Consider the following 25579-nt stretch of genomic DNA (forward strand, 5'->3'; position numbering starts at 1 on the left):
GCTTCGGCATAAAGATATGGGGCGCCGATGGGGCGCTCCAGCTGGACGAGAACTCATTCACGATTCGCGTCGTGCTTTCGGTGCAGGTGGCCTTCGCGCTTGGAGCCAGTAAAGGAACGCAGGATTTCGCCGTTCCCGGCGTAGGTCCTGGCAACGGAACCGCAATCGTGATCCCGATCGGTACCTATTCGCAGAACCAAATGCAGTTCGAAACCGAGATGCTCGACGGAGTCGTCCGCGTCTACAACTACACCCGGACGTACGCGGCGAGTACCACGTCTTCCGGAACCATGCGCTTGATAGTAATGAGGTGGAGCTGATGAGCTACGGCGTTCAGTTCACAAACAACAATAACGTCGTGACTTTGGATTCAGAGTTTGCACGGCTGATGGTCATTGCTTCAGGGCGATACGCACCAAACCAAGAGTCTGGGCTTGGCTCGGTTACCACGTTTGCGCGCCCTGTTACCTCGCAAGAGCCTCCGCTCGTATTCGTGCGACCGGACACTATCAACGGGGTGGCGGGGCTTTGCCGGATGAGCCTTCTGGGCTCTGCGGGTAACTGGACTGGCTTTTATGTCAGGGCGTACGACGTCAGCGTTGCCGGCCTGAATGGGCGTTATTTTGTTGCCGCCTTTGGTGCCCAGCCTGTTGCTCAATACGGGATGCGCTTGTGGGATGGCGCCGGGAAACTGCTTTTTGACTCAGGCACTCCGAACGCAACGTTTACCCGAGCATTCCAGAACTGGACGTATGTTCGCTATGACACCACGCCTCAGGGCCTGACGCGAATCTTCTACAGCGTTCCGTTCAACTTCCCCGAGAACGAGTTCATGTTGCTGAACACATTCGGCATGCCGATGACTTCGGGCAGCGGCATCCCTCGCGATCTTTATTGCTGGTGGGATTTCCCCAACAACACGCTCTACGCCATCACCATTGCGGCATCGAACCCCTTCGCTTTCTTCCTGCCGGCAGTGTTCGCAAAACAAGCCGCATAACCCCATTTATAGGATGCACACCATGCCCTGGTACAAATCAGGAACGGTTTCTGTCACCCAAAATTCCAATGCGGTAATCGGCACGGGCACCGCATTTATTGCCAACAGCCGGGTCGGCGACGGCTTTCGCGGTCCGGACGGCCGTTGGTATGAGGTGACCAACATCGCCAGCAACACAGCTTTGTCGATCTCGCCGGACTACGAAGGCCCGACAGTAGCTGACGGCCTTTACTCGATCGTGCCGGTGCAGGGATATCAGAAGGACCTGGCGGATCAGGTGCGAAAAATCCTCAACGACTACGGCGGCGTGCTGGCGGTGCTGGGCACCACGCCCACCACCGCCGGCGTTCGTGATGAGCTCGATCTCACTGATACAGATGGCCTGCCAGAGGGGCTGACGAATAAGTACATGACCGCGGCTGGTGTTCGCGGCACTGCGCTGGCGGGCGTGGATGTCGCAACGCCGGGAGCTGTCGCGGCAACCGATTCCATCTTGTCGGCACTGGGAAAGCTGCAGGCCACCAAAGCAGATCTCAGCGGGACGAATAAAACCGTTGCTGTCGAGAAAGGGGGAACTGGTGCTACTACGCCCGCTCTCGCTCGGGCGGCATTGGGGCTGACGATTCTGGGCACTGTCAGTCAGTCCGGAGGCGCTCCAACCGGAGCGCTCATGGAGTACGGTAGTAATGCCAACGGGGAATATTGGAAGTTCGCCAACGGTTTTATGGTCTGTATTTCCACGAAGTCAGTAATCGTGGCAATCAGTAGTGCGCTGGGTGGGCTCTACTGGAAAGGGGCTGCTGATCGGCCCGCCGACACACTGCCGGCTAACTTTGCGGTTGCTCCCTGGGCTCATCTGATTATTGGCGGAGAATACCCGGGGTTCAGCGAGACAGTAATCATGCCGACTACCGGGACGTTCGGCATCATTCGCCACTTGAGCCCCGTCGCACTTCCGCTCGCCACTTACACTTACACGTTCATAGCAGTAGGGAGGTGGTTTTGATGCGTATTAATCTTTCACCGATGCGCATGGATGCGACCTTGAGCGTTATCCGTAGCGGAAACGCCATCGTTGTAAATGGCGAGGAATTCGACTTCAGTCGCGTTGCAGAGGGAGACACCTTGCCTAGTGCCGCGATCAAATCGACATGGTTTGCCGGCGATGTCAGCCGCGTCGACGGGGAGCTTGAGCTTACTCTGATCCTTCCGCTCCCGATCAATTACAGCCCAGATCAGGCATTCCCGTCACCGCTTGAGGATGTGCGTGACGGCGTAATTCCCTTGCCCATGCCTCTGCCAGAGCCAGGAGAACAAGCATGAACATCGACTGGACTCAACTGATCACCAAGGCCATGAAGGACGCCGCCATTCAGGCCGCTGAATTGGCAGCCGCGAAGGCATTGCTCGCCTCACGAAATGCACAGGCGATCGCCCAGATCTCGCGAATTCAAGACCGCATCGATACGATCAATTTCGGCATTGATATCGGTGAAGCCGCGGTAGAAGACGAGGCCGAGCAGGCCGCACTGACATTGAACCTGAAAGCGTGGAAGAGCTATAAGTTTGCACTGGGCAAGGTCACTGTGCAGCCGACCTGGCATCAGGCGCCGATATGGCCGATCGAACCGCCCATCCCGGAAATCATTGCTGCGCCGCTGCTGAGTGAGTCGAATGAGCTCTAAACGGATCGAATGCCGATACACGAAATGAGCGAATTTGGGTGCGTTAATGAACGCTGTTCATTAACCAGCTGACGTTTATGCTGGTCCTGCGGAGCGCCGGCATACTCGCCGACGCCCCTTAAGGGATACCGTTCACGGACTAAGCAAGTACAGGCTCCCGAGTGCCGGCTTTGGAAGCTAGATATCTTTTGGACTTCTCAATGCCTCGCTTCCGGAGTGGCGTTTCGATAAGTCGGTAGTTCAGCTCAGCGAAGACTGCGATTAGGATGATAGCGGTTACGCAAAATCTAATGTTGTAATGAGAGTTGAACTCGAATCCTACCCCTTCAATTCGCGACCAGATTTCTCTGGTCAGCCAAAATGACGGGTTGTGAACAAGATATATTGCGAAAGATCGCGCGCCGACATATGCCAAGATACTTCTGATTTTCCCCTCTGGGAATAAGTATCCGCCTTGATATGATCCCAGCCAGACGGTGATCGTGCAGAGCAAAGTAACCATTGTGAAAACGAAGGGAATTACGCCTCCATTAGACGGAGTCACCAAAATCGCGCCTATCAAGGCAATGGCTGTGAAGTATTTTAGCGCACTGGTAGCTAGGAATTTCGGCTCTATCAGGGTGTATGCTTTGCTGTTTTTAAAGATTGCCAAGCAAACTCCAAGAAGGATTCCGTCCATGCGGGTATAAAGGACGTGCAAAAAGCTGGATGTGTTGAAGTACATGAGTCCGGTGCCAAGCAGTACGGCTGCACCAAGCCAAAGTATCCAGCGAAGCTTTAAGAAGAAAAGAAAGGGAAATAGGAAGTAAAACTGTTCTTCCAGGGAGATACTCCAGTAGATCCCATTGCTACCGCAAAGCTTATTTCCTAAAGTACTTGCATAGCAGCTAGCGAAATGAATGTTTGAAACAAACATGGCTACAGATAAGCCGTCAAATATGTTTGCCTTCAAGCTTCCGAATATACCAGTCTGATTAAACGTTACGGATAGAACACTTACGATCAGTAACCACAGCATGGCAGATGGAAATATTCTGTAAGCTCGACGGATGTAGAACGAGACCATTTCTTTTACATAAGTGGATTTGTCCTCAAGCCTGGCTGCCGAGTAGAAGGTTTTGTAAAATGCATTAGCGATCACAAATCCAGAGATGCAAAAAAATATATCTACACCTGCCCACAAGCCATATGACCAGTTTCCAATTTCGGGATACCAGAATAGCAAATTCCCCAAGTGCCCCATGACCGGAAGAAATACTGCGATCGCCCTTAACGCCTCGATCTCGTAGTTTTTTTGGTGTTTCACGATAGACATCTGAGAGTCCCTTCATTTTTTCCGCGCGAGTGTACACGAATCAAATCTGTCTTCGATACAAAACGAAGCGTGCTCCTCGCCTGATTGGTTTGGTGGCAAACCTTGCGTTGAAATTTCAACCTCCACTGGAGTGCAGTTATGCCCATCACTCAGCAGCAGCTGCTGCAGATCCTCCCTAACGCCCGCACCCAAGCGGGCGTTTTTGTTTCCGCTCTCAACACCGCGATGCAGCATCACCAGATCGTGGGCACGAAGCGCGCCGCCGCGTTCATTGCTCAGATCGGCCATGAGTCTGGCCAACTGCGCTATGTCCGTGAGATCTGGGGGCCGACCGCTGCCCAGCGCGGGTACGAAGGCCGTGAAGACCTGGGCAATACCGTGCCGGGCGATGGCCGGAAGTACTGCGGTCGTGGCCTGATCCAGATCACCGGCCGGACGAACTACGCCAAGTGCGGCGAGGCGCTGGGGCTCGATCTGATCAGCCACCCGGAACTGCTTGAGCTGCCGCAGCATGCCGCTATGTCGGCGGCGTGGTACTGGAAGCAGAAGGGCCTGAACGATTTGGCCGATCAGGATCAATTCAACATCATCACTCGGCGGATCAACGGCGGGCTGAACGGTCTGGCCGATCGGCTGGAGCTGTGGGAGAAGGCGCGCGAAGTGCTGGCGTGACCGCACCGCGCTGATGTTGATGGCTCTGAGCCACGCTTGCGGCGCCATCGCCTTGAACCATCATTCCTTTTTGATGATGGCGTTATGTTCGTGGACAAGCGACTCGCAGGGCTTTCGTTTTTGATGACCCTCGTTTGGGTTACGGTCGTCCTGGCAGTGATGTATTGGATGTCGCGCTGAATATAAAGGGTAAATAGTTGTGGAAGGCGTAGTGATGGGCGACAAGATGCAGCGAGAGGCCGATCGCCTGCTGGCGCAGATCGTCCGGACAGATTCGATGATCACTGCAGTGAAGGCGGGAGCACGGGCTGAAGGTTTCGTGCTTGGGCTGGAAACCGCCGGCGCATTGCGCTCCGGCGATGCTGAAAGGCTCTACATCATTTTCGAAGCTGCTCTGGTGGAGCACCTGAAAATGCTGTCGCAGCATTAAACCATTCAGTTGTTTTTCATCGATCGGCTTTATCTGCCCGTCCTGTTGATTGCGGACATTGCCCTGGGCGCGGAGCGCCCGCTACGTGACAAAGACATCTTTAGTTCAGGTTACGGCAGGGTACTAAACGCCCTGTAGCGAATGTATGTTTAACTCCGAGTGTGCTCCATTTTGGCGAGGTAGAAGGTGGCCATCGCCTGTATCCACTCAAGAAACTCTTGTTACTTGCCGATAGCTTTATCGAGAATGCCAAGGATTGGAGGCGTTTGATCTGCCGGACTTTCAATCATGCAGTTACACCCTTTCCAAAGTTTGCGAATGAAATTCGCAATGGTCGTCGCCATTGCGGTTCTGGTCCTCACGTGCATCTTCGGCACCGTCATTGGCGCATCCGCAATTTCCAGGCACAAAGAACAAACCGGGCATCAGCTCGCAGAATATGCGGCTTCAATGATCGACCGCCTTGATCGCGATATGCACAGCCGCGCTAAAGAGCTCAGCGTTCTGAGTGCCCTTGAGGCATTACGCAATCCCGCGAACGTATCCCAGGCACGTAATCTGCTCAACCATCTCAACGGTCAGTTTCCGAGTTACTCTTGGATCGGGCTCACCGATGCCCAAGGAGTAGTTGTCGCATCCACCGGACGGCTGCTTGAAGGCGTCAGTATTGCCCACCGGCCGGTCTTCATCGAGGGGCGAGACAAGACGTTTGTAGGTGATGTGCATGAAGCAGTTATGCTCGCGAAGTTGTTGGCCAATCCATCGGGCGAAGCGATGAAGTTCGTGGATATCAGCATGCCAGTCAAAGGTAAGAATGGAGAATTCGTAGGTGTATTAGGTACTCACCTGTCCTGGCAGTGGGCAGCAGAGATTGGCCGCACGATGTTCGAACCTCTGAAGAAAAGTCTTCCAGAATTGGAGTTTTTAGTTATCGGCAGTGACGGAGTCGTCTTGCTCGGCCCCAAGCGACTCATCGGGCAGCCGTGCGGAGCTTGCGTTGCCCGGAACAGCGAGACTGATTGGACGGTGAGTGACTGGGAAGATGGCAAGAAATACGTCTCGGGGCGCGCCGAAAGCACCGGACTTGACGGCTACCCTGGGTTAGGCTGGACGGTCGTGACGCGTCAGCCAGCAAAAGTCGCTTTTGCGGAGGCTAACGGACTACGCGCAGAAGTTTTACTCTGGGGTAGTCTCTTATCCGTCGCATTCGCCGCGCTCGGATGGTATGTGGCAGGCATTATTACTCGTCCACTCAACCAGATTGCCGACGCAGCAACACGCTTAGCTGAAGGCGCTGACGTAGATATTCCCCTGGTAAAAGGCAGCGTGGAGGTTGAAAAACTGAGCATAGTCATTCGACATCTGGTCGAGAGTCTGACGCAGAAACAGGGGCAGTTAGCGCTCATCAGTGGCGTAGCGTACCGGGATACTGTGACGGGGCTACCCAACCGTGCTGCGCTAGAAAACTACGTAAAGACTGTTCAAAACGAACCAGGGCAGCATCCAGCTTTCGGCGTGTTGTGCCTAGATCTTGATGGTTTCAAGCCGGTCAACGATAGTTTTGGCCATGCAGTCGGAGACGCATTGCTCCATTCAGTTGGCTTGCGTCTTTCTGCCGCCGTGCGTGATGGCGATATCGCTGTCCGCCACGGCGGTGACGAGTTCGTTCTGCTGCTCCGGTTGAAGCCTGGCGAGTCGTTGGAAAACGTGCAGAGTGCGGCTCAGCGGATTCTCAAAAAAATTGGAGAGCCTGTCATGATTGCCGGCCAGGTGATCAGGGTCGGCTGCAGCATAGGCGGGGCGTTGTGGACGACGGGGGATTTTGCTGACGCTCTAGGCAAGGCTGATGAGGCGCTGTATCGCGCGAAGCGGGCTGGAAAATCCCAGGCGCAGTTTCATCAGACTGGCGAATCTGTACCTAATTAAACTGTGACCTAAGCCTCGAGATCATTCTCTCTTGAACTCAAGCTACGGCGTTAGCCGTGGTATTCGCCCGACCCGTGCGCTTCGTTCAGGTACTGGCTAATCGCTGCGCAAAGGGTCGTGGCCTTGTGGCACGCTGAGCGCCGCTGCGAAATCGTGATTGCCGCTGTACTGGGAGAGTCGTCCGCACATTGCCTTGCCCTCGGGTGCATCTGATTCAGCGTAGACCCGCTGGCGCGGGCTTCGTCACAAAACCTTTTCCGGAGCATGTCGTGCAGTCGTCCCTGGCACCGAAGCGATCAAGGCACTGAGAGCAAATGCAGAACGCCGCCGACTCGATGTGAGGGCGTAGCTTTTCAAACGCCCGAAGATCCCGCTCCTCTTGAGCGACCCGCGCCGCATCGACGAGCGCCCGGTAGACGTCAGCATCCGTGAGAGGGTGGTGAGTAACGCCGTCAACCATTCGCTCGGTTTCAATAAGTCGGTACCGGCAACCGTTCATCTCCATCGCCAACCCGGCAATCTTTCCGACCCTACGAGAAATTCCAAGCGACAACCAAACTCCGTCGGGTTCGGAGTACACCTTTCCGCCATAGCCAGAGTAAGCGCCGCGCGGCTCACTCTTTGCGAAGTTGAATATTGACCGACTGATGGTGCCAAGCAACTCCCCGTTGTCGATGTGCACCACGTCATAGCTAGATGCGCCCCGGTACTGGTCAGGCAAGCTCTGCAGCTCTTCAACTGTGTGCCAATAAGCTGCGTCGGCCATTTCGTTCATGTCCAACTGCTCGAGCTGGTCGATCAGGCCTTCACTCAGCAAATCCACCGCCATTTCTCGAAGGGTTGCCCGGTGTGCTTCGGGGCTCTGCATACGGAAATCGTGGTCATCGAGAGCGGCGCGCCAACGGTCAACGCGGAGGGATTTTGCTCGGTCGAAATTCATGAAACGGGTTCGCTGTACGAATGCTGTATGCATGTACAGTAATTGAGGCGGCGGATGCGGGCGAGTGCGAGGCGACGAGCTGTAGCTGATGAGTAGATTTTGGACAGAATAGCGCGCTGAACTGCCGGTCTCATCGATGATTTGAGAGTATGCCGTATAAAAAAACGCCAAGCGTAGGCGGCTTTTAAGGGATCATAAGGATGATTTTCAGTGGAGGGTGGTATGACCTTTTTGCTACCCGCGGCCGAACTCAATCACTAATTTATCGGGAGTCGAACCTGAAATACGGTGCCCTGCTCGAGCGTCGACATCACGCCGATTTCTCCACCGTGAGCAGTGACGATTTCCGACGCGATAAACAACCCCAGCCCCAAGCCGGCAGTTGACCCTTTTTCAGCTGTCGCGTAGCTGGAGTAGCGCGCCTGGGGATGAAAAAGATGGGGTATCACATCAGCTGGTATCAGTTCGCCGCGATTTTGTACGCTAAACAAGGAGCAGTCATCATCGTGAGTCAACGTCACGGAGATGGGCTGGGCTGAGTCGCCGTGAAGGATGGCGTTGCCGATAAGATTAGTTAATACCTGCTCCATGCGCGACGGATCATAACTCCCCATCACTCGATCGGAGAGATAGGTGACGATCTTTGCGTGGGGATAACCCGTCCTCAATTCATCGACAACAGAAGCGCACAAGGCGCTGAGATCGATGTATTCCGGGTTGACCGGTATGCCAGAGCCGAGATTGCAGCGAGCCAAATCCAGCAGATCGCCGACCATTTGATTTGCTCGCCGAACACTGGTGTTGATCTGCACCGCAAGCTTCCTGTCCCTGTCGGTCGCATTGGCACTTTCACGGAGCAAATCACTGGCCATCAGAACCGCCCCAAGAGGAGAACGTAGGTCATGGCCTAACACGCCCAGCACTGTTTTACGCGTGTTCTCGAAAGCCTCGCCGTAGGTCGCAATCGATTCCACGAGTGCTTGGTCTATAGCCTCATTGAAGCGGATGGTGTCCTGCACATCATGTTCATTTTCGATCCCCTGTTCTGCTAGCCAAAGCCTGAGCACACTTGAACGCAAAGCGCGGTATTCCGACACCATCTGGTCCATGGAAAACCCAGCAGCGAACCGGGTCATCGCATGCGTCTGCGCAGCCGAACCTCCTGGCGTAATCGGTCCACGGCCGAGCGATTTGGAGATCTGCTGTCGCTCGGACTGGGGGCTTTGCATATCTTGCGCTACCGTTCTCAGGATGTTTTCGGAATGATCTCTCAAGCCCTTGGAATCCATGGTAGGCATCGCGGTATTCACCGTGCGCGCAAAGCTCTCCCAAGTCGACAGAATCGGTTCGATATGCGTCAGGATGAACTCGTGTAGTCTCATCGTGGTCCTTGAATATAGGCGGAAGGTGTGTCACGTAGAGCAATAGCGCGTTTTTAGAGACTAGACCGTTATGAAAGGGTCGAGAAGTCAACGATCTCTCGATTGATAAATGGTCGACACCTTGTTGGATCTCTCTGGGGGCACCGTGTCAGAAAATATACTTCTAGTCGAGGACGACGAGATTTTACGTTCAGTGATGGCGCAAGCTGTGGAGCTTCTCGGTTACACGGTGATCGAGCGAACCAGTGCGGATGAAGCATTGATGGCGCTGGAGAGTGCTGCAGCTTTTTCTCTGGTCATCACCGACGTTCGCATGCCCGGCAAGCTCGATGGCTTGGACTTGGGCAAAGCCATTTGGTTTCGATGGCCGTGTCTGCCTGTTGTCATTATGTCGGGGAACACGGTACTGGCGCCCGGTTTTCTCCCTTCTCATGCTAGGTTCCTCACCAAACCCGTGCACCTTGAGGCTCTACACCAAGCGATTGAAGGACTTCTGCCGAAAGCATTTTGATGTCGGTTGGCGAAATATTCCGGTCGAGCGCCGAGTAGATCAAGACGTCATTACGGGGGCTAGGATATTGAGTTGATTTCCTTCCATCCTGACAAATCGGTAAGAAGTTAAAGCCGCACCAGTGAAGATGCAGCAATACGCGGGGCAAAAAACCGAAGTCGGCTACTGGCCGACAGTGGTCAATCAGGCGTCATCAAAACCGCCAACGTCATCTTGATGAACTCTTCGTTTTTGTCGATCGCCCATAGTGCGCCGCGGACGTTTCCGGCGACGTCGGCAGATCCGCGCTGCTCTACCCAGTTCGTCAATTCCATGATGGCGGCTTCGAGCGCGAGCTGATTTTCGTTGATTTTGAAGAGCAGGGAAGGGAGCAGGTCTGAGTTCGGCATTATGGTTTCCTCCGTGGACGAAATCAGAGTAGCAGGGGTATTCAATGTCTACAGAACGCCAGAGGAGGGCAAATCTCTGGGTTATGCAGAGTCAGCATGATGCGAGCTCTCAGTGCCCGCTAGAATTTTGAATTTTTACGTGAGATTTGAAACCCTTTTTCGGGCCGCAATCATTTTTCGGCATGCGAAAACGTTGGGCCGAATCGCAGTCTTTCGACTCCAATTGCGGCCCAAAAAATCGCACCAAAGCCGCAGCCCGCTTGATTCTGGCGCGGGACTTAAAATCCCCGCTCGTAAGGGCGTGCCGGTTCGATTCCGGCTTCGGGCACCATAAATATCAAGGGCTTGCATGACATATGTCATGCAAGCCCTTATTTTTTGTGCCGTGGAAATGTTTTCCACGCTCCTGACTGGCCATTCCGTCGCCGTCTGGTGCCTGAAGTTCCACTCCTTTCTTCAGCGTCGACTGCATCCATCAGCGAGTAAGTGTTTCCGGCGCTACCACCCATACGCTACAGGGCATTTTGTACAACAGATGCTCGACCGTGCTGCCAACCAGTCGGCCTATTCCTCGATGAGTGACGCGGCCCATTACGATCACATCGATGTCGTAAGCATCGGCATAGCTGGAAAGCACCTTGGCGGGATCGCCCACAATCATGTGCTGGTTTTCTGCCGGAATGTTGTTGCGCGCAGCCAGCGCCTGGAAAGCTTCGCCTTGGGCATCGAACAGTTTCTTGGCTGCGCTGGAAGAAAAGATCGCGGACGCGTTATTGAAGCCGAATTCGGCAGCGCTGATCGATGACAGGTCATGAGCATAAATTACGTCCAGGCTGCCATTGCAGATACCGGCCAGTCTTGCTGCTTCGCGCAGGATCCGGTCGTTGAGGCCCTGGTATTGGCCATCACGATGGAAGGGGTCGACCGCCGCGACGATTCGGCGTGGCAGTGCGTTTTGAGCGTGGCTGACAAAATGCAGCGGCACCGGGCATTCGCGCAACAGGTGGATGTCCAGCGGGGTGAACATCAGTCGCGACAGAACTGATTCGTGCTCCAGAGCCTTTACAAGGGCGGCCATCGGCTGTTCCTTCAAATGGATGAGGATCTCCTTCAAAGGATTGTCCACCCAGACGACCTCGGTGGTGACGGTCACTCCGATCTTGCGCAGCGGCCGGGCCTGGTCTTCGAGCCATTGATGATGGCGTTCGACATAGCCCAGACGCATCTGCTCCAGGGCTTGCTCGTTGACCATTCCTGCGGTCGCCAGGCCCTCCAGATAATCAAACGCGACAATATGCAGTGCGGCATCCGACGCTTTGGCCAGTGCGGCGGCGCGGTCGAATGCGGGACTGTTTTTCATCAGCGGCGACACGACCAGCATGAAACGCGATTGCTCAGACATCACAGAACTCCCGAGGTAGTCACCCAAGCATTGCGCTGCATGCCAGGAGTGAGTAGTGGCGCATGCGCTTATCCTGGAGCGAGCCAGCAGGGCGGGGTTGATATTTATCAACCAGACATCAGCGCGTGGTCGTGAGCGGATGTACGGTCGAGCAAGACTACTGATCCTCGGATAGTTGACCATTATCAACTACGACCCTGTCGCCGCGGCTCAAGCTCTGCTCTGCACTCACCTGTCGGCGGAGGGAAAGTCATCATGGCCACCATGAAAGCCGCAATATTCGTTGAAAAAAACCGCATCGTGCTCGATGACAAGCCAATCCCCGAAGTCGGTCCGCTGGATGCGTTGATCCGCGTGACCACCACCACCATTTGCGGCACCGACGTGCATATCCTGCGCGGCGAATACCCTGTGGCAAGAGGACTGATCATCGGCCACGAACCGGTCGGCATCATTGAGCGATTGGGCTCGCAAGTACGCGGTTTTATCGAAGGGCAGCGAGTGATCGCCGGTGCCATCACCCCCAGCGGGCACAGTTACGCGTGCCTGTGTGGCTGCGGCTCGCAGGACGGCCCCGACACCCGGCACGGCTTCAAGGCCATTGGCGGCTGGAAGTTTGGCAACACGATCGACGGTTGCCAGGCCGAGTACGTATTGGTGCCGGATGCACAGGCCAACCTGTGCCCGATCCCCGATGAGTTGAGCGATGAGCACGTCCTGATGTGCCCGGACATCATGTCCACCGGGTTCTCGGGGGCGGAGCGGGGCGAGATCGCCATCGGCGACGCTGTCGCAGTATTTGCATTGGGTCCCATCGGCCTCTGCGCCGTGGCCGGAGCGCGCCTGAAGGGCGCCACCACGATTATCGGTGTCGACGCGGTGCCCGAACGCATGGCCATGGCGCGCCAACTGGGCGCGACCCATACCGTCAATTTCAAGGACGGCAATGTGGTGGAGCAGATCATGGCGTTGACCGATGGCCGTGGCGTGGATGTGTCCATCGAAGCGCTGGGCACCCAAGGCACGTTCGAGTCGGCATTGCGGGTGCTGCGCCCGGGTGGGCGCTTGTCCAGCCTCGGGGTGTATTCCAGCGATCTGCACATCCCGCTCGGCGCGTTTGCCGCCGGATTGGGCGATTACAGCATCGTTTCCACCCTGTGCCCCGGCGGCAAGGAGCGCATGCGGCGCCTGATGGCGGTGGTGCAGAGCGGCGCCGTCGATCTGTCACCGCTGGTGACTCACCGTTTCAGGCTGGACGACATCGAGCAGGCGTATGAGTTGTTCGCTCATCAACGCGACGGGGTCATGAAAGTCGCAATCACTCCTTGAAAGCACCTTGGCGTGCCGCTGAAACCGGGGTTTGCATGAACATCAAGATCGCTGAAAAACACGCTCCCCATGGCTGGGTCGTGCACATGGATGACTGGGATGTGGGCTTCAGGAGCCTCAAGGCTGCGCAGGAGTTTGTCGAGGTGCTTGAGGCCCGTATCAACGCTCCTCATGAGTGGCCGAATGCGTTTGCCCAGCCGTTGCCAGCGAGGCCGGCAACGGCTCGCCGCATCAGCGCAAGTGCTGAATGCTCGCCATAAGCCAAGTGCAGAGCAGGGTGCGCAAACCCTGCGGGACGCTACCCATCATGAATGAGGTTTTTGATCTGTCCGGCGCCGCTGCGGCGTTGGGGATCGGCATGCTCATCGGTCTTGAGCGTGAACGGCACAAGGGCACTGGCGATGCGCGACACTGCGCCGGCTTGCGCACGTTCGCCATTACCGCGCTGTTGGGGTATGTCGCGCTACAGGTCGGCGGTGGCCTGCTGCTGGGGATCGTCGCCGGCTGTGTCACGTTGCTGACCAGCGTTGCGTACTGGCGTAGTCAAAGCGACGACCCTGGGCTGACCAGCGAGGTGGCGTTGATCACCGTGCTGATCCTGGGCGCGTTGTGCGCAACTGCGCCGGCGCTGGCCATTGCCCTTGGCGTAGTGATTGCGGGCCTTTTGGCGTATCGCCAGACGCTGCATCACTTTGCCAACAGCCAGTTGTCCGACGCGGAAATGCGTGATGGCCTGATCTTGCTGATCGCAGCGCTGGTAATACTGCCATTGGCACCGGACCGATATATCGGCCCGTACGCCGCGATCAATCTGCGCACCATTTGTACCGTGACGGTGTTGCTGATGCTGGTCGGCGCGTTCGGCCACATTGCCGTGCGCGCTTTGGGCTCGCGCTATGGCTACGTCATCAGCGCGATTGCATCCGGCTTCGCCTCCAGTACCGTGACGATCGCGACCATGGGCCAACGCCTTGCCCATGAGCCGGGCAACATCCGCATCCTCAGCGCCGCTGCGATTTTCTCCAATCTGGCAACGGTGATACAGGTCGGACTGATCCTCATGATGGTTGATCCGAATCTGCTGAACAGTGTATGGGCGCCACTGCTTTGCGGTTTGATCGCCACGTTGTTGTACGGCGCCTGCCTGATGTTCCCCGACCCCACAAGAGGGAGCCGCAGCAAGCCGGTCGACACGGCAGGGGCGTTCAATCTGAAACTCGCGGTCATCGTGACACTGACCCTTACCGGCATCACATTCGTCTCCTCGGCCATGCTCAGCCACTTTGGTCAGGCAGGCTTGTGGCTTACCGCAATGCTTTCGGGCTTTGCCGATGCGCACTCTGCCACAGCGTCCATCGCAAGCCTGGCCAAGGCGGGCCAGGTGCCTTATGACTCGATAGTCGTGCCAGCGCTAATTGCCGTCAGCAGTAACTCGTTGAGCAAATGCGTGGTGGCGTGGGTCAGCGGCGGCAGGCGTTTCGCTGCCTGCGTGATCCCGGGCCAGATATTGCTGACCTTGGCCATGTGGGCGGGCAATGTGCTGTTTTGAGCGCGATCGGTGCTCTTGCTGATAAAGATCAAGCTGCCAATGGCCACAGCATTCACCCTGAAGTCTGTTTCTCCTGGCTGGCCGCGTGCCGAGGTATCCCATGTCACAGACTCCGCGTTTACTGTTGATCGCTCCTTCAGCCATGGAGCGCACGCCGGCGTTCGAGCGCGCGGCTGCACTGGCCCAGGCCATGCAGTTGCCGCTGCACATCGTGGCCTTCGACTACTTGCAGGCGCTGGCCGTGGCAGGGCTGTTTGCCCCCGAGCAGATCCGCCTCGCCCGCGATGGTTATCTGCGCACTCACCGGCAGTGGCTCGCAGAGCAGGCTTCATTGCTGGCGAGGCATCAGATCATGGTCACCAGCGAGGTGATGTGGGGTCAGGATCCCTTCGCCGAGATCCTGCAGTTCATCAACGAGATGCCGTTGCTATTGATCATCAAGGATGTGCAGCACGAGTCCGTGCTGGAGCGTATTTTCTACACCCCGCTGGACTGGCAACTGTTGCGCGATTGCCCGGTGCCGGTGCATCTGGTGACCGACGACACCCATCCGCGCCCACGCCGTGTGCTGGCCATCGTCGATGTCTTGCGCAGCGAAGAGCAGGACTGCGTGTTCAACGATCAGATCATCGATGCCGCCACCCAACTGGCCGCGCAGTGCGATGCCAGTCTTGATGTGGTGCATGTTTACGACTGGACGGCGGTTTACGCCACGGACATGGGGTTCGGCGCATTGCCGCTGGCCACCGGGATTCATGAAGCACTGGGCACTGCGCAGCATGAGGCATTTACGGCCTTGGCCGAGCGCCACGGCGTGCCGGTCTCATGCCGGCACTTCATCGAGGGCGCACCGGTGCGCAGTATCTGCGGGTTCGCCATCGACAAGCAGATTGACGTCATTGTCATGGGCACAGTGCAGCACCACGGCTTGAGCAAGTTGTTAGGCACCACCGCCGAACAGTTGCTGCATCGGGCACCTTGCAGTGTGTTGGCGATCAAGCCGCAACCAATACTGCAATCCTGAAACACGATCGCCCCGAGGTGCGTCGTTGGCCGACTCACCTCGGGGCGATTCATTTACAGGTCAAGACGATGAATGACCTGGCGTGCGTCGTCCGGATCATTGTGGGTTTCGAAGCCCAGGCTTTTGGCCAGATCGCGCATCGCCGCGTTACTGGCGGCATCGACTGAGTAAATCTGGCGGAATCCGTTGCGGCGGGCTGCCTTGATCAGATGCTCCATCAGCAACGTGCCCAAGCCCAGGTGCTGCCATTCATCGGCGACCGTCACCGCGCACTCGCATTGATGGGCGCCTGTGCCGGCATAGCGGCTGATGCCGATTTCGATCAACTTGCCGTTCTCGTGAACCAGTGCAATGAAGGCGGTGCGCTGTTTGTTATCGGTGTCCATCAACTGGTCTAGCAGAGCGGTGCCGGGTTCGCTGATCTGGGCGAGAAAACGCATGTGCCTGGATTCGGGGGACAGGCGCTTGATGAAATCGTATTCGCGCAGGCGATCCTTCTCCGTGAGCGGCCGGATCAATACATGGCGGCCGTCCTTGAGCGCCTCAATCCAGTATTGTCCGGCGACCGCCGCATAAGCGGCCACGGCCTGATCGTTGTGGTCTTTGACGGTGAGCATGGTCATTCTCCATCCGGTTCGAAAGGCTGGCGGACGTTGAAAAAGCGTCCGCTTGCCTTCCTTCTACGCGGTTGCCCACGGCGACATCTGATCTACATCAGACGCCTCTTTCATTGACCCGGGCTTGATGTAAATCAACGCCGGGCAAGGGCGAGCGGGCGCAGTCTTGAAGTCTGCCGGCCCACCGCGCCGGTGCCGAGCGGAGGTGTGTGATGGGCCAATATGAACGTCTGTTGCTGGTCGCTGACCAGACGCTGCATCAATCAGCGGCGATGCTGCGTGCCATCGCGCTGGCCAAGGCGAGCGGGGCGGCGCTGGATGTGCGGGCCTTTGTTTCGCCGGTGCCGATCACCCATCTGTGGGAGGAAAAAATCGATGACGTGGATGCTCAGCGCTATCAGCGGCGCTACCGTCGCTGGGTGGCCGATGAGCTCGAGCAGCTCAGCAACCAGGGGCTGGACGGCACCGTTGACGTGGTCTTCTCCAGCCATCCGCTGCTGGACATCCTGAAGACCGTCCATGTGCTCAAGCCCGACCTGTTGATCAAGGATGTGCGGCTGGAACCGGCGCTCAAGCGCGTGTTCATCACGCCGCTCGATTGCCACCTGCTGCGTGAGTGTCCGATCCCGGTGCATCTGGTCAATCAGATTCGCTATGCGTTGCCGCATCGTGTCGTGGCAGCCGTGGACCCGTTCGATCCGGATACCCAAATCAGTGGCTTGAACGACGTGATCATACGGTCGGCGAACGCTTTGGCGTTGCAATGCGACGTGCCGTTGCACCTGCTCTGCGCCTACGATTTGTCCGCTGCCTTCAACGGCGAAGCGCCAGTGGTCAACGGTGGCTGGAACGAAGATTTGGCGAACGAACTGCGTCAGACACTGCATCAGGCTTTTGTCGCCCTTGCCGATCGCCACGGTGTGCCCCCTGAGCGTCGACACTTCGTCATGGGCCAGCCAGCGCAGGTCATCAATGAGTTCGTCGAGCAGTACCTGGCCGACGTGGTGGTGATGGGCACGGTTCATCGCGTGGGCATCGAACGCGTGATCGGCAGCACCACCGAGCGCGCATTGTATTCGCTGCCGGGGAGCATTCTGGCGGTGAGGAAAGAGCCTGTGCGGTGAGCATGATCGCAGCGTAGCGAGCCAGCCTGTTCGCTGGCTCGCTAGGGGATTGCATAGATCTTGAACAGCTTCCTGGCCGCATCGCCGGCGCCGCCCAGATGTTTGTCGAATGCCTGTTCAATTTCGCCGGATTGGTACATTTCACTCAGCGCCGTGTCGACCAGCAGACGAAAGTCCTCATCCTCTCGATCCACTGCCATCGCCGTCGGTGCGTACTCGAAAATCCGCTCCACCAGCACCAGGTTGCCCGATGGATAATTTCTGGTCAGCAGATGCTTGAGCAGCATGCGTTCAGCGAAAAACGCATCGGCTTTGCCATTGGCAACCAGATTCAGACCGGCTTCTGCGTTCTCTACGGTGACCAGCTTGGCTACTACACCCAGCAATCGCATCTGCTGTTGTATCCACGTTTCGGTGACCCCGCCGGCGATGGCGGCATACGTCTGATTGGCCAGACCACGGTTCACCGTGGCTCGCCACGTTGGCCCGGTATGGGCCACTTTGCCATTCAGCACATTGAGCAAGGTTTCGGAAGCATCCTGGCGCACCACGGCCGAGAGCCCGGCGGTGTAAATCGGCACCGAGTAGCTTACGACCCTGCGCCGCGCCAGCGTGGGTGGGGTCGGCGTACAAAGAATGTCGATCCTGCCGGAACTGACGGCGCTCATCTCGTCGTTGAGCGAGACCGGTTGGTACTGGATTTTCAACGTCGGCAGATTCAGATCGATCCTGACCTTCTCGGCTATTTTCAGACAGAGATCGATGGCATAACCGCTGGCTTTATCGGCGGCCTGATCACTGAACGGCATGAAGTCAGGCACGTAGCCAAGGGTGATCGCTTGACTGGCACGGATGCGCTCAAGCGTGTTGCCATGGGCGATTACCGGTAGCAGCGCAATCAGGCAGACGAGCAGCAGGTGGTGGGCTCTGATCAGTTTCACGTTCATGCGCGCGGTTCCTCGAATTCAGATTTCTGTGCTGTACCGAAGACTTCGATCAAGGGTTATCAGGCCGGGGGCCGACAGGCGCAGGGGCAGCGACAAAACGTTTGGCAAGGAAACCGTAAAGCAGGTAGCCGAACACCAGGACCAGGATGCCGCCGAACACCGCGTCCTTGCCGCAGGCATACAGCGCATACAACGAATAGGCCACGGCAACCACTAACAGCAGGGTATTGCGCGTGTATACGGCGGCGCTGACTCTGGCTTTGTACATCATGACCAGCAGCCCGGTGGCTGCGGTCACGTAGGGAATCAGGTTGGTCACCGCGGCGAGGCTGACGAGTTTTCCAAACTGCGCGCTCGCGTTCGGCGAAATGGTCGACAGCGCCATCAAGGTCTGCAGGACGCCGCAGACCAGCATCCCGACGATGGGGGCGTTGCGTGCGCTGACCTTGCAGAACAGTTTTGGAAACATGCACTGATCAGCGGTCACCTTGGCCGTTTGCGCCAACGTGAACTGCCAGCCCAGCAGCGAGCCAACACAGGCCATTACCGCGAGCGCCATGATGATGTTGCCGACCAGGGGATTGAACATATGTGCATAAACGAGCGCGAAAGGAGCAGATGAGTTGGCCAGTTCGGCGTTGGGAATAATGCCCTGAATGACCGTCGTCGATAGCACATAGACCACCGCTGCGCCCAATGTCCCGAACAGACAGGCCAGCGGTACGGTGCGCTTGGGGTTTTCCACCGCATCTGAGGCCTGGGCTGCCGACTCCATGCCGAGAAACGCCCAGAGTGTCAGGGGAATCGCTTTGCTGATGGCCTCGGATATCGGCAGTTGATTCGGGTTCCAGGCGGCGATGATCAGGTCGGGCTTGAACCAGAACCAACCGATGATGCTCAAGCCCGCTACAGGAATGATCACCCCCCACACCGTAACCGCACCAATCCTGCCGGTGATGCCTGGGCCGCCGAAATTCGCCACGGTGGTCAGCCAGAGCAGGCCGACCGTTCCAACGAATAAAGGAATGGCGCCGCTTCCCAGCCAAGGCATGAACGACGTCATGTAGCCCACTGCCGAAATGGCCACCGCCACGTTGGCGATGGCCAGCGACAGGAAGTACAGGTAAGAGCACAGAAAAAAGCCTGACTTTGCATGCGCCTCTTCGGTGTAGGCGGATAGCCCGCCAGAGCGCAGGCAGAAGATGCCGCACTGGGAAAAGCAATACGCGATGGCCATCGAGCCGACAGCGGTGACGATCCATGACAGCAATGAAACAGCCCCGAGTTGGGCCATGCTCGTCGGCAACATGATGATGCCTGAGCCCATCATGTTCACCGTCACCAGTGTGGTGAGCCCCATGAGGCTCATTTTCTTGCTTGAGTCGGCCATCGGAGTTCCCTCGATTTGCGCAACGCATCACCGCTCAGCCGACGCACGAGGTTTTGCCGGCATCGGCAGTACGCAGCTTTTCAAGCGACGTTCAACGGTTAGAAAGACAGGTGATTTCAAGTGCATCGAAACAGCGCGCCCATCGCTTCGATATGGCTTGCCCGAGGGATGGCGAAGGCATGGCAGGAACTCATGGACGGGCTCAATGCTGCTGGCGGTTGCAGCCCGACACCATCTGCTTGAGGCCGTCCATGTTGCGTATTTTTACGTCGCGCGCGGTGATTTCCACCAAACCCTGATCGCGCAAGTGGGCAATGCCGCGGCAAATGGTTTCCAGACGCAGCCCAAGGTAGGAGCCGATTTCTTCGCGGCGCATTTTCAGCACGAACTCTTTCGAGGAATAGCCACGGGAGCTGAGGCGTTGTGAAAGGTTGAGCAGGAAAGCCGCGAGGCGCTCATCTGAGTTCATGTTGCCCATGAGCATCAACATGCTGTGATCGCGCACGATTTCCCGGCTCAGCAACTTGTTGAGGTTGTGCTGCAGCGATGGCAGGCTTTGCGCGAGTTTTTCCAGCTGTGCGAAGTGAATCGGACAGACTTCGCTGTCTTCCAGCGCATACGCAGTACACGCGTGTTGATCGATGCTGATGGCGTCCAGCCCGAGCATTTCGCCGGGAATATGAAAACCGGTCACTTGCTCGCGGCCATCGACGGAGACCACGCTGGTCTTGAACGAACCTATTCGCACAGCGTACAGCGAGCGTAGCGGGTCCCCCGTCCGGTAGAGAGCAGCGCCTTTCTTCACCTTGTATCGCTGCACGATCAGTGTGTCGAGTCGATCAACCTCCGGGCCAGTCAGACCGAGCGGCAGGCACAACTCAATCACGCTGCAGTTGGAACAGGCAGTTTTGAGAATCGGCGGGGGCGAGTGGGCTTCAAGCATGGATAAGCAGCCTCCAGTGAGTGTGATAAGCATAGAAGTCTTCGCAGCGCACGTGCCTTTCGTTTGGCGTGCCAGCGTGATTACGGACGAACGGCGGGGAGGGGAATCACAAAGGCAACGGCCTCTGCGCCGCTCTTGTGTCGCAGGCTTGATGGGGAGACTTGATGCATATCAAGCGTGGCGGTTGGCAGAGTTGCAGAATCGTCCAATGGCGCTGACTGGAAATACACGTGATGTTCAGGCTCAAACGAATTCTGTTGATCGCACCTGCCGAAATGACCCGCACCCCGGCGTTTGATCGCGCCCAGGCACTTGCTAGGGCCAGTGGCGCGTTGCTGCACATCGTAGCGTTCGATCATGTCCAGTCCTTGGCGTTGGCCGGTCTGTTCGACCACGACGCCATGGCGCAAGCGCGTGAAGGCTATTTGCAGATGCATCGCCAGTGGCTGGAGCAGCAGGCCCGGTTTCAACGTGGCGCCGGCGTGCAAGTCAGCACCGAAGTGGTCTGGGCCAGGGCCACGCCGGCGCATGTACTTGAGTACATCAATGACTTTCATGTCGATCTGGTGATCAAGGATGCTCACCATGTTTCGGCGCTCAATCAAACGTTTCACCAGCCGTTGGACTGGCTATTGGTACGAGATTGTCCCGCCTGCGTGCATCTGGTCACCGAGGCCGCACATCCGAAACCCTTGAAGATACTGGCGGCCATTGACCTGTCGCATCTCGAAAATCTGACCCAAGGGCTCAACGACCGGATACTTGGCGTTGCATCGACATTGGCAGCGAAATGCGATGCCTCGCTGCACTTGTTGAATGTGAGCAACTGGTCAGTGGTGGGTGATGCGGCGATGAGCGTGCCGAATTTGAGTCTGGATCACAGTTTGCGCGATGCGATCAACGACACTCAGCAGGAAGCCTTCGATACGCTGGCCGAGCGCTATGGTCTCGATGAACAGCACAGCCACTTGCTCTCGGGTGTCCCGTACCGGGTGATCGAAGACTTCGCCCGGCAGAACGCGTTCGACCTGCTGGTGCTCGGCATCTGTCACCATCAAGCGCTGGACGGCTTCATCGGCGGCACGGCCGAATGCCTGATGAACCGGGCTCCGTGCAGTTTGATGATGGTCAAGGCAATGCCTGCCACAGCCTGACCGGTCATCGCAGCAGTTGATGGTAATCGGTTGGGGGTAATCAATCAGTGACTGCGCCCGCCATGTGCGTATTGCCATTGTTGCCAGGCGTGCCGATATTTCTCATCGGCGCGTTTCCTCGCTTCGCTGAACTTGTGCATGGTGTCTGGAGAAAACGGCTCTTCAAGGACGGCATAGGCCTGTTCGCTGAGCCGATCGGCTTCGTGAAACAGTGCGCCACTGTCATCGATTGCGTCGCGGACATTGGCGGTTGTCATGGCTGGATCATTGATGACCATATCTTGAACCTCGCAAAGCAAGAATGAGGGTGGGTTGCGGACCTGTCACCCTGTGGCCGCATCTATAACTTTCACGCGTTCGAGCGGCTTGTGACTGTCCCTGATCCGAAACGCGGGCGCCGCCGAATCATGACCCTATTTCGATCCAGTTTGTCGTCGCAGCGATTGATCCAGATCAATGTCGCTCGCCAGTTTCATCGCCGCTTTGTCGGTTTCCCAGGCGCTTGCGCAAGGGTGGTGGACAAGCCTCCATATTCAGGTTTCTCAGTGGGGGGGACGAGCACCATGCGCCTTGCATATGACATTTATCAAGGACGTCGCCGGGCTATGGCGCAACCTCGATTGACGTTGTTGTCTGATTCTTTCGGCCCGGGTCAGCTGCGAGTGACATGAGCGCAGATGTCCCTCTCTCTGGAGACAAACATGAGCCAATATCAACACTTGTTGCTGATCATCAACCCGGCCCTGCGCCATTCTCCGGCGATAAGCCAGGCCGCCGCCCTGGCTAAAGCCAGCGGCGCGTCGCTGCATATCGCAGCGTTGATCAAATGGTGGGATTTCCTGTCGCTGCTGGAGGAAGGGGATCGGGCAAGGGCCCGTGCGGCCTATTTACAGGACCATCACGAGTGGCTGGCAAGCCAGGCTGCCAGCCTGCGAGCCGAAGGTTTGCGGGTGACGACGGAGGTTGGCTGGTCCGAAGACATGAAACGGGAGATCCTCGATCACGTCACCGTGAACCAGCCCGATTTGCTGATCAAGGAAGTGCAGCACGAATCCTTACTCAAACGCGCTTTGTTTACCCCATTGGATTGGCAGCTGCTGCGTGATTGTCCGGTGCCGGTCTACTTGTTGGGCGCTGCTGGCCCGGGTCTGCCGCGCAAGGTCGTAGCGGCAGTGGATGTAGCTGCAAGCGAAGATGATGGGGGCGCTCTCAATGACCGGATCGTCGAACAGGCGACATCCTTCGCCACTCAGTTCGGTGCAGAGTTGCACCTGTTATATGCCTATGACGTCTCGCAAAATTATCTGGATGAAGTGGTGAACAACTGGACTGTTTCGGAATTGATGAATGCCCGGCGCAAGGAACTGCAAGCGCATTACAGCGCTTTGGCGAGGAAATTCGGTGTGACGGACGAGCACAGGCATAGCAGGGAGGGGCATCCCGTGGCGGTGATCAGTGAGTTTGCCGAAGAGCACGATGTGGATGTGATTGTGATGGGCAGGGTTCAACGTCACGGGCTGGAAAAACTGCTGGGAAGTACCACCGAACATATTCTGTACCAGGTTCCCTGCAGCGTACTGGCGGTCTAGCGAAAACGCTGGTGCACCTTACAAAGTCAGCGTTCCGGCCCACAACATCCGGCCAGCGTAAATCGCGGCGGCCCAGATGATGATCAACACACCCGTTTCCGGACCGCTGAGCGGCTGACCCTGACGTGTTTTCAGCGTGCCCAGGTAAATCAACGATCCAAGCGCGTAGAGCAGAGCGCTGAGCAGCAGGTATTTGGGGCCGGCGGCATACAGCTGAATCAATCGGATGATTATTCCCCTGCCGGAATCGATAACGTCGCCCTCAAACCGCCCTCTGCGCGGTTTGTCAGTTCAATCCGTCCGTTCAGTCGCATCGCGATGGTGTTGACAATGGTCAACCCCAACCCGGCTCCATGCGCCGTGCCACGGCTGTAGAAACGCTCGAACAATCGCTCTCTGTCCGATTCATCGATTCCCGGCCCTTGATCGTCGACCGTCAAATGACAGAAGCCATCGGACTTGCTCAGGTGCACGGTGATCGCACCGTGTTCGGGGGAGAAATTCGCCGCGTTGGTGATCAGGTTATTCAGCGCGATGTCGATGGCGGCGGGGTCGGCGAGGACATGAAACGGTTGGTCGCTGACCTCGAAGATCAATTCAAGGTGTTTGCTCAGCAACCATGGTGTCAATTGCACCAGGCTGTTGCGTACGGTTTCGCTGAGATCAATGCGTTGCAGTGGCGGCGGGTTGGGTTTGGGTTCAAGACGCGCCATGGTCAGCAGCTGGTTGACCAGTCGGCTCGTGCGGTCGACTCCGGAGATCAGAAACTCAAGTGACTCACGACGCTCGTCTTCGGTACCGGCCTCCTGCAGATTTTGCGCATGCACCCGCAACACCGCCAGCGGCGTGCGCATTTCATGCGCGGCATCGGCGATAAAGCGACGCTCCCGGCCGAGCACTTCCTGAATCTGCGCGAGCATGCGATTGAGCGCTGCCTGCATGGGCTCCAGCTCACTGGGCAGGGGCGTCAGTTGCAGCGGCTCAAGTGAACCACTGTGACGGGCGCGCAGAGTCGCCGCCATGTCTGCCAGGGGCTTGAGTCCCCAGCCTATGGCCAGCCAGATCATCGCGGCGAGGATCAGGCTGCCAAGCATGTTCGGCCACAGCGTGTGGCGTACGATGCGGTCGACCAGGTCGGTGCGCACATCGTCGCGCTCGCCGACCCAGATGCGCAGGCCGTTCTGCTTGTCTTCCAGCATGAACGCTCGCCATTGCCGACCTTTCAGATCGACGACGTCGCTGAAGCCCGTTCTCGTCGGCGGCGCAGTGAAGGAGGGCGCACTGGCGGTGTGTACCAGCACCTCGCCTTGCGGGTTCCACACCTGGAAGGCGATTTTGCTTTCGTAAGGATGTCCGTCAACCCGGGGCTTGGCTTCCCCGAGAGCCTGATTGAAGGCCTGATACAACTGCGCGTGCTCGGTACTCGCCATCGGCATACGCATCACGCCCTGCAGCAGGCGTGCGTTCTGCGCCAATTGCGCGTCGTAGACCTCGGCGATTTCGTGGTTGCTGTCATGCACGTTGAAGAGGCTGAGTATCGCCAGGCCGGCCAGTAACAGGCCGATGATCAGGGTCAGCGTGCGCCGGCGGATCGAGGTCATCGACGCTCCTCCACCAGATAACCCACGCCGCGGATGGTGCGGATCAGGTCGGTGGAGAACTTCTTGCGCAGGTGATGAATGTGCACTTCCAGGGTGTTGCTTTCCGCTTCTTCGTTCCAGCCGTAGAGCAACTGGATCAATTGATCGCGAGTCATCACCCGCCCCGGCGGCGACAGCAGTTCGTGCAGCAGCTGATATTCCTTGGGGGTGAGCGCGACCGGCTGGCCTTGATAACTGACCTGCTGGGTGCCGGGGTTGAGGCTGATGCCGGCGTGTTCGATCAGCGCCTGGGCGCGCCCGGCACTGCGGCGCAATAAGGCGCGCAGGCGGGCTTTGAGTTCGGCGAGGTCGAACGGCTTGACCAGGTAATCGTCAGCACCGGCGTCGAGTCCGGCAATGCGGTCTTCGGTGGCATCGCGAGCGGTGAGAATCAACACCGGCAGGTTCGAACCGCTGTCGCGCAGGCGGCGCAACACTTCGAGGCCATCCATGCGTGGCAGGCCGAGGTCCAGCACGGCGACGTCAAACGTTTCGCTGAGCAGCGCGTGCAAGGCGCTGCTGCCGTCCTTGAGCCAGTCGACGGTGTATCCCTCACGGCCCAGCGCCTGATAGATGCCTTCACCCAGCGCCACGTCATCCTCGATCAGTAATAAACGCACG

29 protein-coding genes are annotated in these 25579 nt (G+C 57.4%); 16 read left to right on the plus strand and 13 right to left on the minus strand.

All coding sequences use genetic code 11. From position 1 onward, the window contains the following. Positions 1 to 8 precede the first annotated feature (8 nt). The 5 genes from PSH90_RS12370 to PSH90_RS12390 are packed head-to-tail and all read left to right on the plus strand — an operon-like array spanning position 9 to position 2685. Complete coding sequence (locus tag PSH90_RS12370; RefSeq protein WP_305383129.1) at positions 9 to 320, plus strand: hypothetical protein; 312 nt, start codon at positions 9 to 11, stop codon at positions 318 to 320. Further along, positions 320 to 1000, plus strand: a complete 681-nt coding sequence (locus PSH90_RS12375) for a hypothetical protein (protein ID WP_064361147.1) — start codon at positions 320 to 322, stop codon at positions 998 to 1000. The genes PSH90_RS12370 and PSH90_RS12375 overlap by 1 nt, the downstream gene beginning before the upstream one ends. A gap of 22 nt (positions 1001 to 1022) precedes the next feature. Continuing rightward, positions 1023 to 2006, plus strand: coding sequence for a hypothetical protein (locus PSH90_RS12380; protein ID WP_305382961.1), 984 nt, complete (start codon positions 1023 to 1025; stop codon positions 2004 to 2006). Next, entirely contained in the window at positions 2006 to 2323 is a 318-nt protein-coding gene (locus PSH90_RS12385; RefSeq protein WP_305382962.1) for a hypothetical protein, read from the plus strand. The genes PSH90_RS12380 and PSH90_RS12385 overlap by 1 nt, the downstream gene beginning before the upstream one ends. After that, positions 2320 to 2685 (plus strand): phage tail protein, encoded by a 366-nt coding sequence (locus tag PSH90_RS12390; protein ID WP_305382963.1) that lies wholly within the window; start codon positions 2320 to 2322, stop codon positions 2683 to 2685. The genes PSH90_RS12385 and PSH90_RS12390 overlap by 4 nt, the downstream gene beginning before the upstream one ends. A 139-nt stretch (positions 2686 to 2824) precedes the next feature. Here the strand turns inward: PSH90_RS12390 and PSH90_RS12395 are convergent, their stop codons facing one another. Beyond that, positions 2825 to 4000: an acyltransferase gene (locus PSH90_RS12395; RefSeq protein WP_305382964.1), complete on the minus strand. Its 1176-nt coding sequence runs from the start codon at positions 3998 to 4000 to the stop codon at positions 2825 to 2827. Between the two features lie 138 nt (positions 4001 to 4138). Between PSH90_RS12395 and PSH90_RS12400 the strand changes: the two genes are divergently transcribed. From PSH90_RS12400 to PSH90_RS12410, 3 genes are all read left to right on the plus strand, one after another. Then, positions 4139 to 4672 (plus strand): glycoside hydrolase family 19 protein, encoded by a 534-nt coding sequence (locus PSH90_RS12400; RefSeq protein WP_305382965.1) that lies wholly within the window; start codon positions 4139 to 4141, stop codon positions 4670 to 4672. Between the two features lie 199 nt (positions 4673 to 4871). Next, positions 4872 to 5102: a hypothetical protein gene (locus PSH90_RS12405; RefSeq protein WP_305382967.1), complete on the plus strand. Its 231-nt coding sequence runs from the start codon at positions 4872 to 4874 to the stop codon at positions 5100 to 5102. A gap of 330 nt (positions 5103 to 5432) precedes the next feature. Then, a complete protein-coding gene (locus PSH90_RS12410) occupies positions 5433 to 7028 on the plus strand; it encodes a GGDEF domain-containing protein (RefSeq protein ID WP_305382969.1) in 1596 nt (531 codons plus the stop codon). A 214-nt stretch (positions 7029 to 7242) separates the two neighbouring features. Here the strand turns inward: PSH90_RS12410 and PSH90_RS12415 are convergent, their stop codons facing one another. Next, positions 7243 to 7968: a hypothetical protein gene (locus PSH90_RS12415; RefSeq protein WP_305382970.1), complete on the minus strand. Its 726-nt coding sequence runs from the start codon at positions 7966 to 7968 to the stop codon at positions 7243 to 7245. Positions 7969 to 8225: 257 nt separating this feature from the next. Further along, positions 8226 to 9350 carry a sensor histidine kinase KdpD gene (locus PSH90_RS12420; RefSeq protein ID WP_305382972.1) on the minus strand — a complete coding sequence of 375 codons (1125 nt, stop codon included), beginning with the start codon at positions 9348 to 9350 and terminating at the stop codon, positions 8226 to 8228. 109 nt (positions 9351 to 9459) lie between these two features. Here PSH90_RS12420 and PSH90_RS12425 point away from each other — a divergent pair, with 109 nt between their 5' ends. Beyond that, positions 9460 to 9861 (plus strand): response regulator, encoded by a 402-nt coding sequence (locus PSH90_RS12425; RefSeq protein ID WP_305382974.1) that lies wholly within the window; start codon positions 9460 to 9462, stop codon positions 9859 to 9861. A 179-nt stretch (positions 9862 to 10040) separates the two neighbouring features. Here the strand turns inward: PSH90_RS12425 and PSH90_RS12430 are convergent, their stop codons facing one another. Both PSH90_RS12430 and PSH90_RS12435 read right to left on the minus strand, forming a co-directional pair. Then, positions 10041 to 10250, minus strand: a complete 210-nt coding sequence (locus PSH90_RS12430; protein ID WP_305382975.1) for a hypothetical protein — start codon at positions 10248 to 10250, stop codon at positions 10041 to 10043. Positions 10251 to 10725: 475 nt separating this feature from the next. Further along, entirely contained in the window at positions 10726 to 11652 is a 927-nt protein-coding gene (locus tag PSH90_RS12435; RefSeq protein ID WP_252878069.1) for a universal stress protein, read from the minus strand. A 255-nt stretch (positions 11653 to 11907) separates the two neighbouring features. On the opposite strand from PSH90_RS12435, the gene PSH90_RS12440 reads away from it, so the two are divergent. The 4 genes from PSH90_RS12440 to PSH90_RS12455 all read left to right on the plus strand — a co-directional run bounded on the left by PSH90_RS12440 (position 11908) and on the right by PSH90_RS12455 (position 15554). Beyond that, positions 11908 to 12981, plus strand: a complete 1074-nt coding sequence (locus tag PSH90_RS12440) for an NAD(P)-dependent alcohol dehydrogenase (protein ID WP_305382977.1) — start codon at positions 11908 to 11910, stop codon at positions 12979 to 12981. 35 nt (positions 12982 to 13016) lie between these two features. Continuing rightward, a complete protein-coding gene (locus tag PSH90_RS12445; RefSeq protein WP_095179810.1) occupies positions 13017 to 13241 on the plus strand; it encodes a hypothetical protein in 225 nt (74 codons plus the stop codon). Between the two features lie 47 nt (positions 13242 to 13288). Further along, positions 13289 to 14530: a DUF4010 domain-containing protein gene (locus tag PSH90_RS12450; protein WP_305382978.1), complete on the plus strand. Its 1242-nt coding sequence runs from the start codon at positions 13289 to 13291 to the stop codon at positions 14528 to 14530. Between the two features lie 100 nt (positions 14531 to 14630). Beyond that, entirely contained in the window at positions 14631 to 15554 is a 924-nt protein-coding gene (locus tag PSH90_RS12455) for a universal stress protein (RefSeq protein WP_305382979.1), read from the plus strand. Between the two features lie 53 nt (positions 15555 to 15607). On the opposite strand, the gene PSH90_RS12460 is transcribed toward PSH90_RS12455, so the two are convergent. Continuing rightward, positions 15608 to 16171, minus strand: coding sequence for a GNAT family N-acetyltransferase (locus PSH90_RS12460; protein WP_305382981.1), 564 nt, complete (start codon positions 16169 to 16171; stop codon positions 15608 to 15610). Between the two features lie 212 nt (positions 16172 to 16383). Between PSH90_RS12460 and PSH90_RS12465 the strand changes: the two genes are divergently transcribed. Then, positions 16384 to 17295 carry a universal stress protein gene (locus PSH90_RS12465; RefSeq protein ID WP_305382982.1) on the plus strand — a complete coding sequence of 304 codons (912 nt, stop codon included), beginning with the start codon at positions 16384 to 16386 and terminating at the stop codon, positions 17293 to 17295. A 41-nt stretch (positions 17296 to 17336) separates the two neighbouring features. Here the strand turns inward: PSH90_RS12465 and PSH90_RS12470 are convergent, their stop codons facing one another. The 3 genes from PSH90_RS12470 to fnr form a co-directional block, all read right to left on the minus strand. After that, positions 17337 to 18242 (minus strand): amino acid ABC transporter substrate-binding protein, encoded by a 906-nt coding sequence (locus PSH90_RS12470; RefSeq protein ID WP_305382983.1) that lies wholly within the window; start codon positions 18240 to 18242, stop codon positions 17337 to 17339. 49 nt (positions 18243 to 18291) lie between these two features. Then, on the minus strand, positions 18292 to 19632 hold the full coding sequence (potE, locus tag PSH90_RS12475) for a putrescine-ornithine antiporter (protein WP_305382984.1): 1341 nt from the start codon (positions 19630 to 19632) through the stop codon (positions 18292 to 18294). A gap of 202 nt (positions 19633 to 19834) precedes the next feature. After that, positions 19835 to 20575 (minus strand): fumarate/nitrate reduction transcriptional regulator Fnr, encoded by a 741-nt coding sequence (gene fnr, locus PSH90_RS12480; RefSeq protein WP_252869427.1) that lies wholly within the window; start codon positions 20573 to 20575, stop codon positions 19835 to 19837. A gap of 233 nt (positions 20576 to 20808) precedes the next feature. On the opposite strand from fnr, the gene PSH90_RS12485 reads away from it, so the two are divergent. Further along, positions 20809 to 21729 (plus strand): universal stress protein, encoded by a 921-nt coding sequence (locus PSH90_RS12485; protein ID WP_305382985.1) that lies wholly within the window; start codon positions 20809 to 20811, stop codon positions 21727 to 21729. A gap of 44 nt (positions 21730 to 21773) precedes the next feature. On the opposite strand, the gene PSH90_RS12490 is transcribed toward PSH90_RS12485, so the two are convergent. Continuing rightward, entirely contained in the window at positions 21774 to 21986 is a 213-nt protein-coding gene (locus tag PSH90_RS12490; protein ID WP_252869429.1) for a hypothetical protein, read from the minus strand. Positions 21987 to 22430: 444 nt separating this feature from the next. On the opposite strand from PSH90_RS12490, the gene PSH90_RS12495 reads away from it, so the two are divergent. Beyond that, the gene (locus PSH90_RS12495) at positions 22431 to 23318 is read left to right on the plus strand and encodes a universal stress protein (RefSeq protein ID WP_305382987.1); all 888 of its coding nucleotides are present in this window, start codon (positions 22431 to 22433) and stop codon (positions 23316 to 23318) included. 18 nt (positions 23319 to 23336) lie between these two features. Here the strand turns inward: PSH90_RS12495 and PSH90_RS12500 are convergent, their stop codons facing one another. From PSH90_RS12500 to PSH90_RS12510, 3 genes are read right to left on the minus strand one after another with little or no spacing between them, the layout of a single operon-like run. After that, positions 23337 to 23540, minus strand: a complete 204-nt coding sequence (locus PSH90_RS12500; RefSeq protein WP_056785583.1) for a hypothetical protein — start codon at positions 23538 to 23540, stop codon at positions 23337 to 23339. Positions 23541 to 23548: 8 nt separating this feature from the next. Then, positions 23549 to 24919, minus strand: a complete 1371-nt coding sequence (locus PSH90_RS12505) for an ATP-binding protein (RefSeq protein ID WP_305382989.1) — start codon at positions 24917 to 24919, stop codon at positions 23549 to 23551. Beyond that, the gene (locus PSH90_RS12510; RefSeq protein WP_016774538.1) at positions 24916 to 25578 is read right to left on the minus strand and encodes a response regulator; all 663 of its coding nucleotides are present in this window, start codon (positions 25576 to 25578) and stop codon (positions 24916 to 24918) included. The genes PSH90_RS12505 and PSH90_RS12510 overlap by 4 nt, the downstream gene beginning before the upstream one ends. Between the last annotated feature and the right edge of the window lies 1 nt (position 25579).

The sequence above is a fragment of the Pseudomonas sp. FP1762 genome, from assembly GCF_030687105.1.
GTDB classification, from domain to species: domain Bacteria; phylum Pseudomonadota; class Gammaproteobacteria; order Pseudomonadales; family Pseudomonadaceae; genus Aquipseudomonas; species Aquipseudomonas siliginis.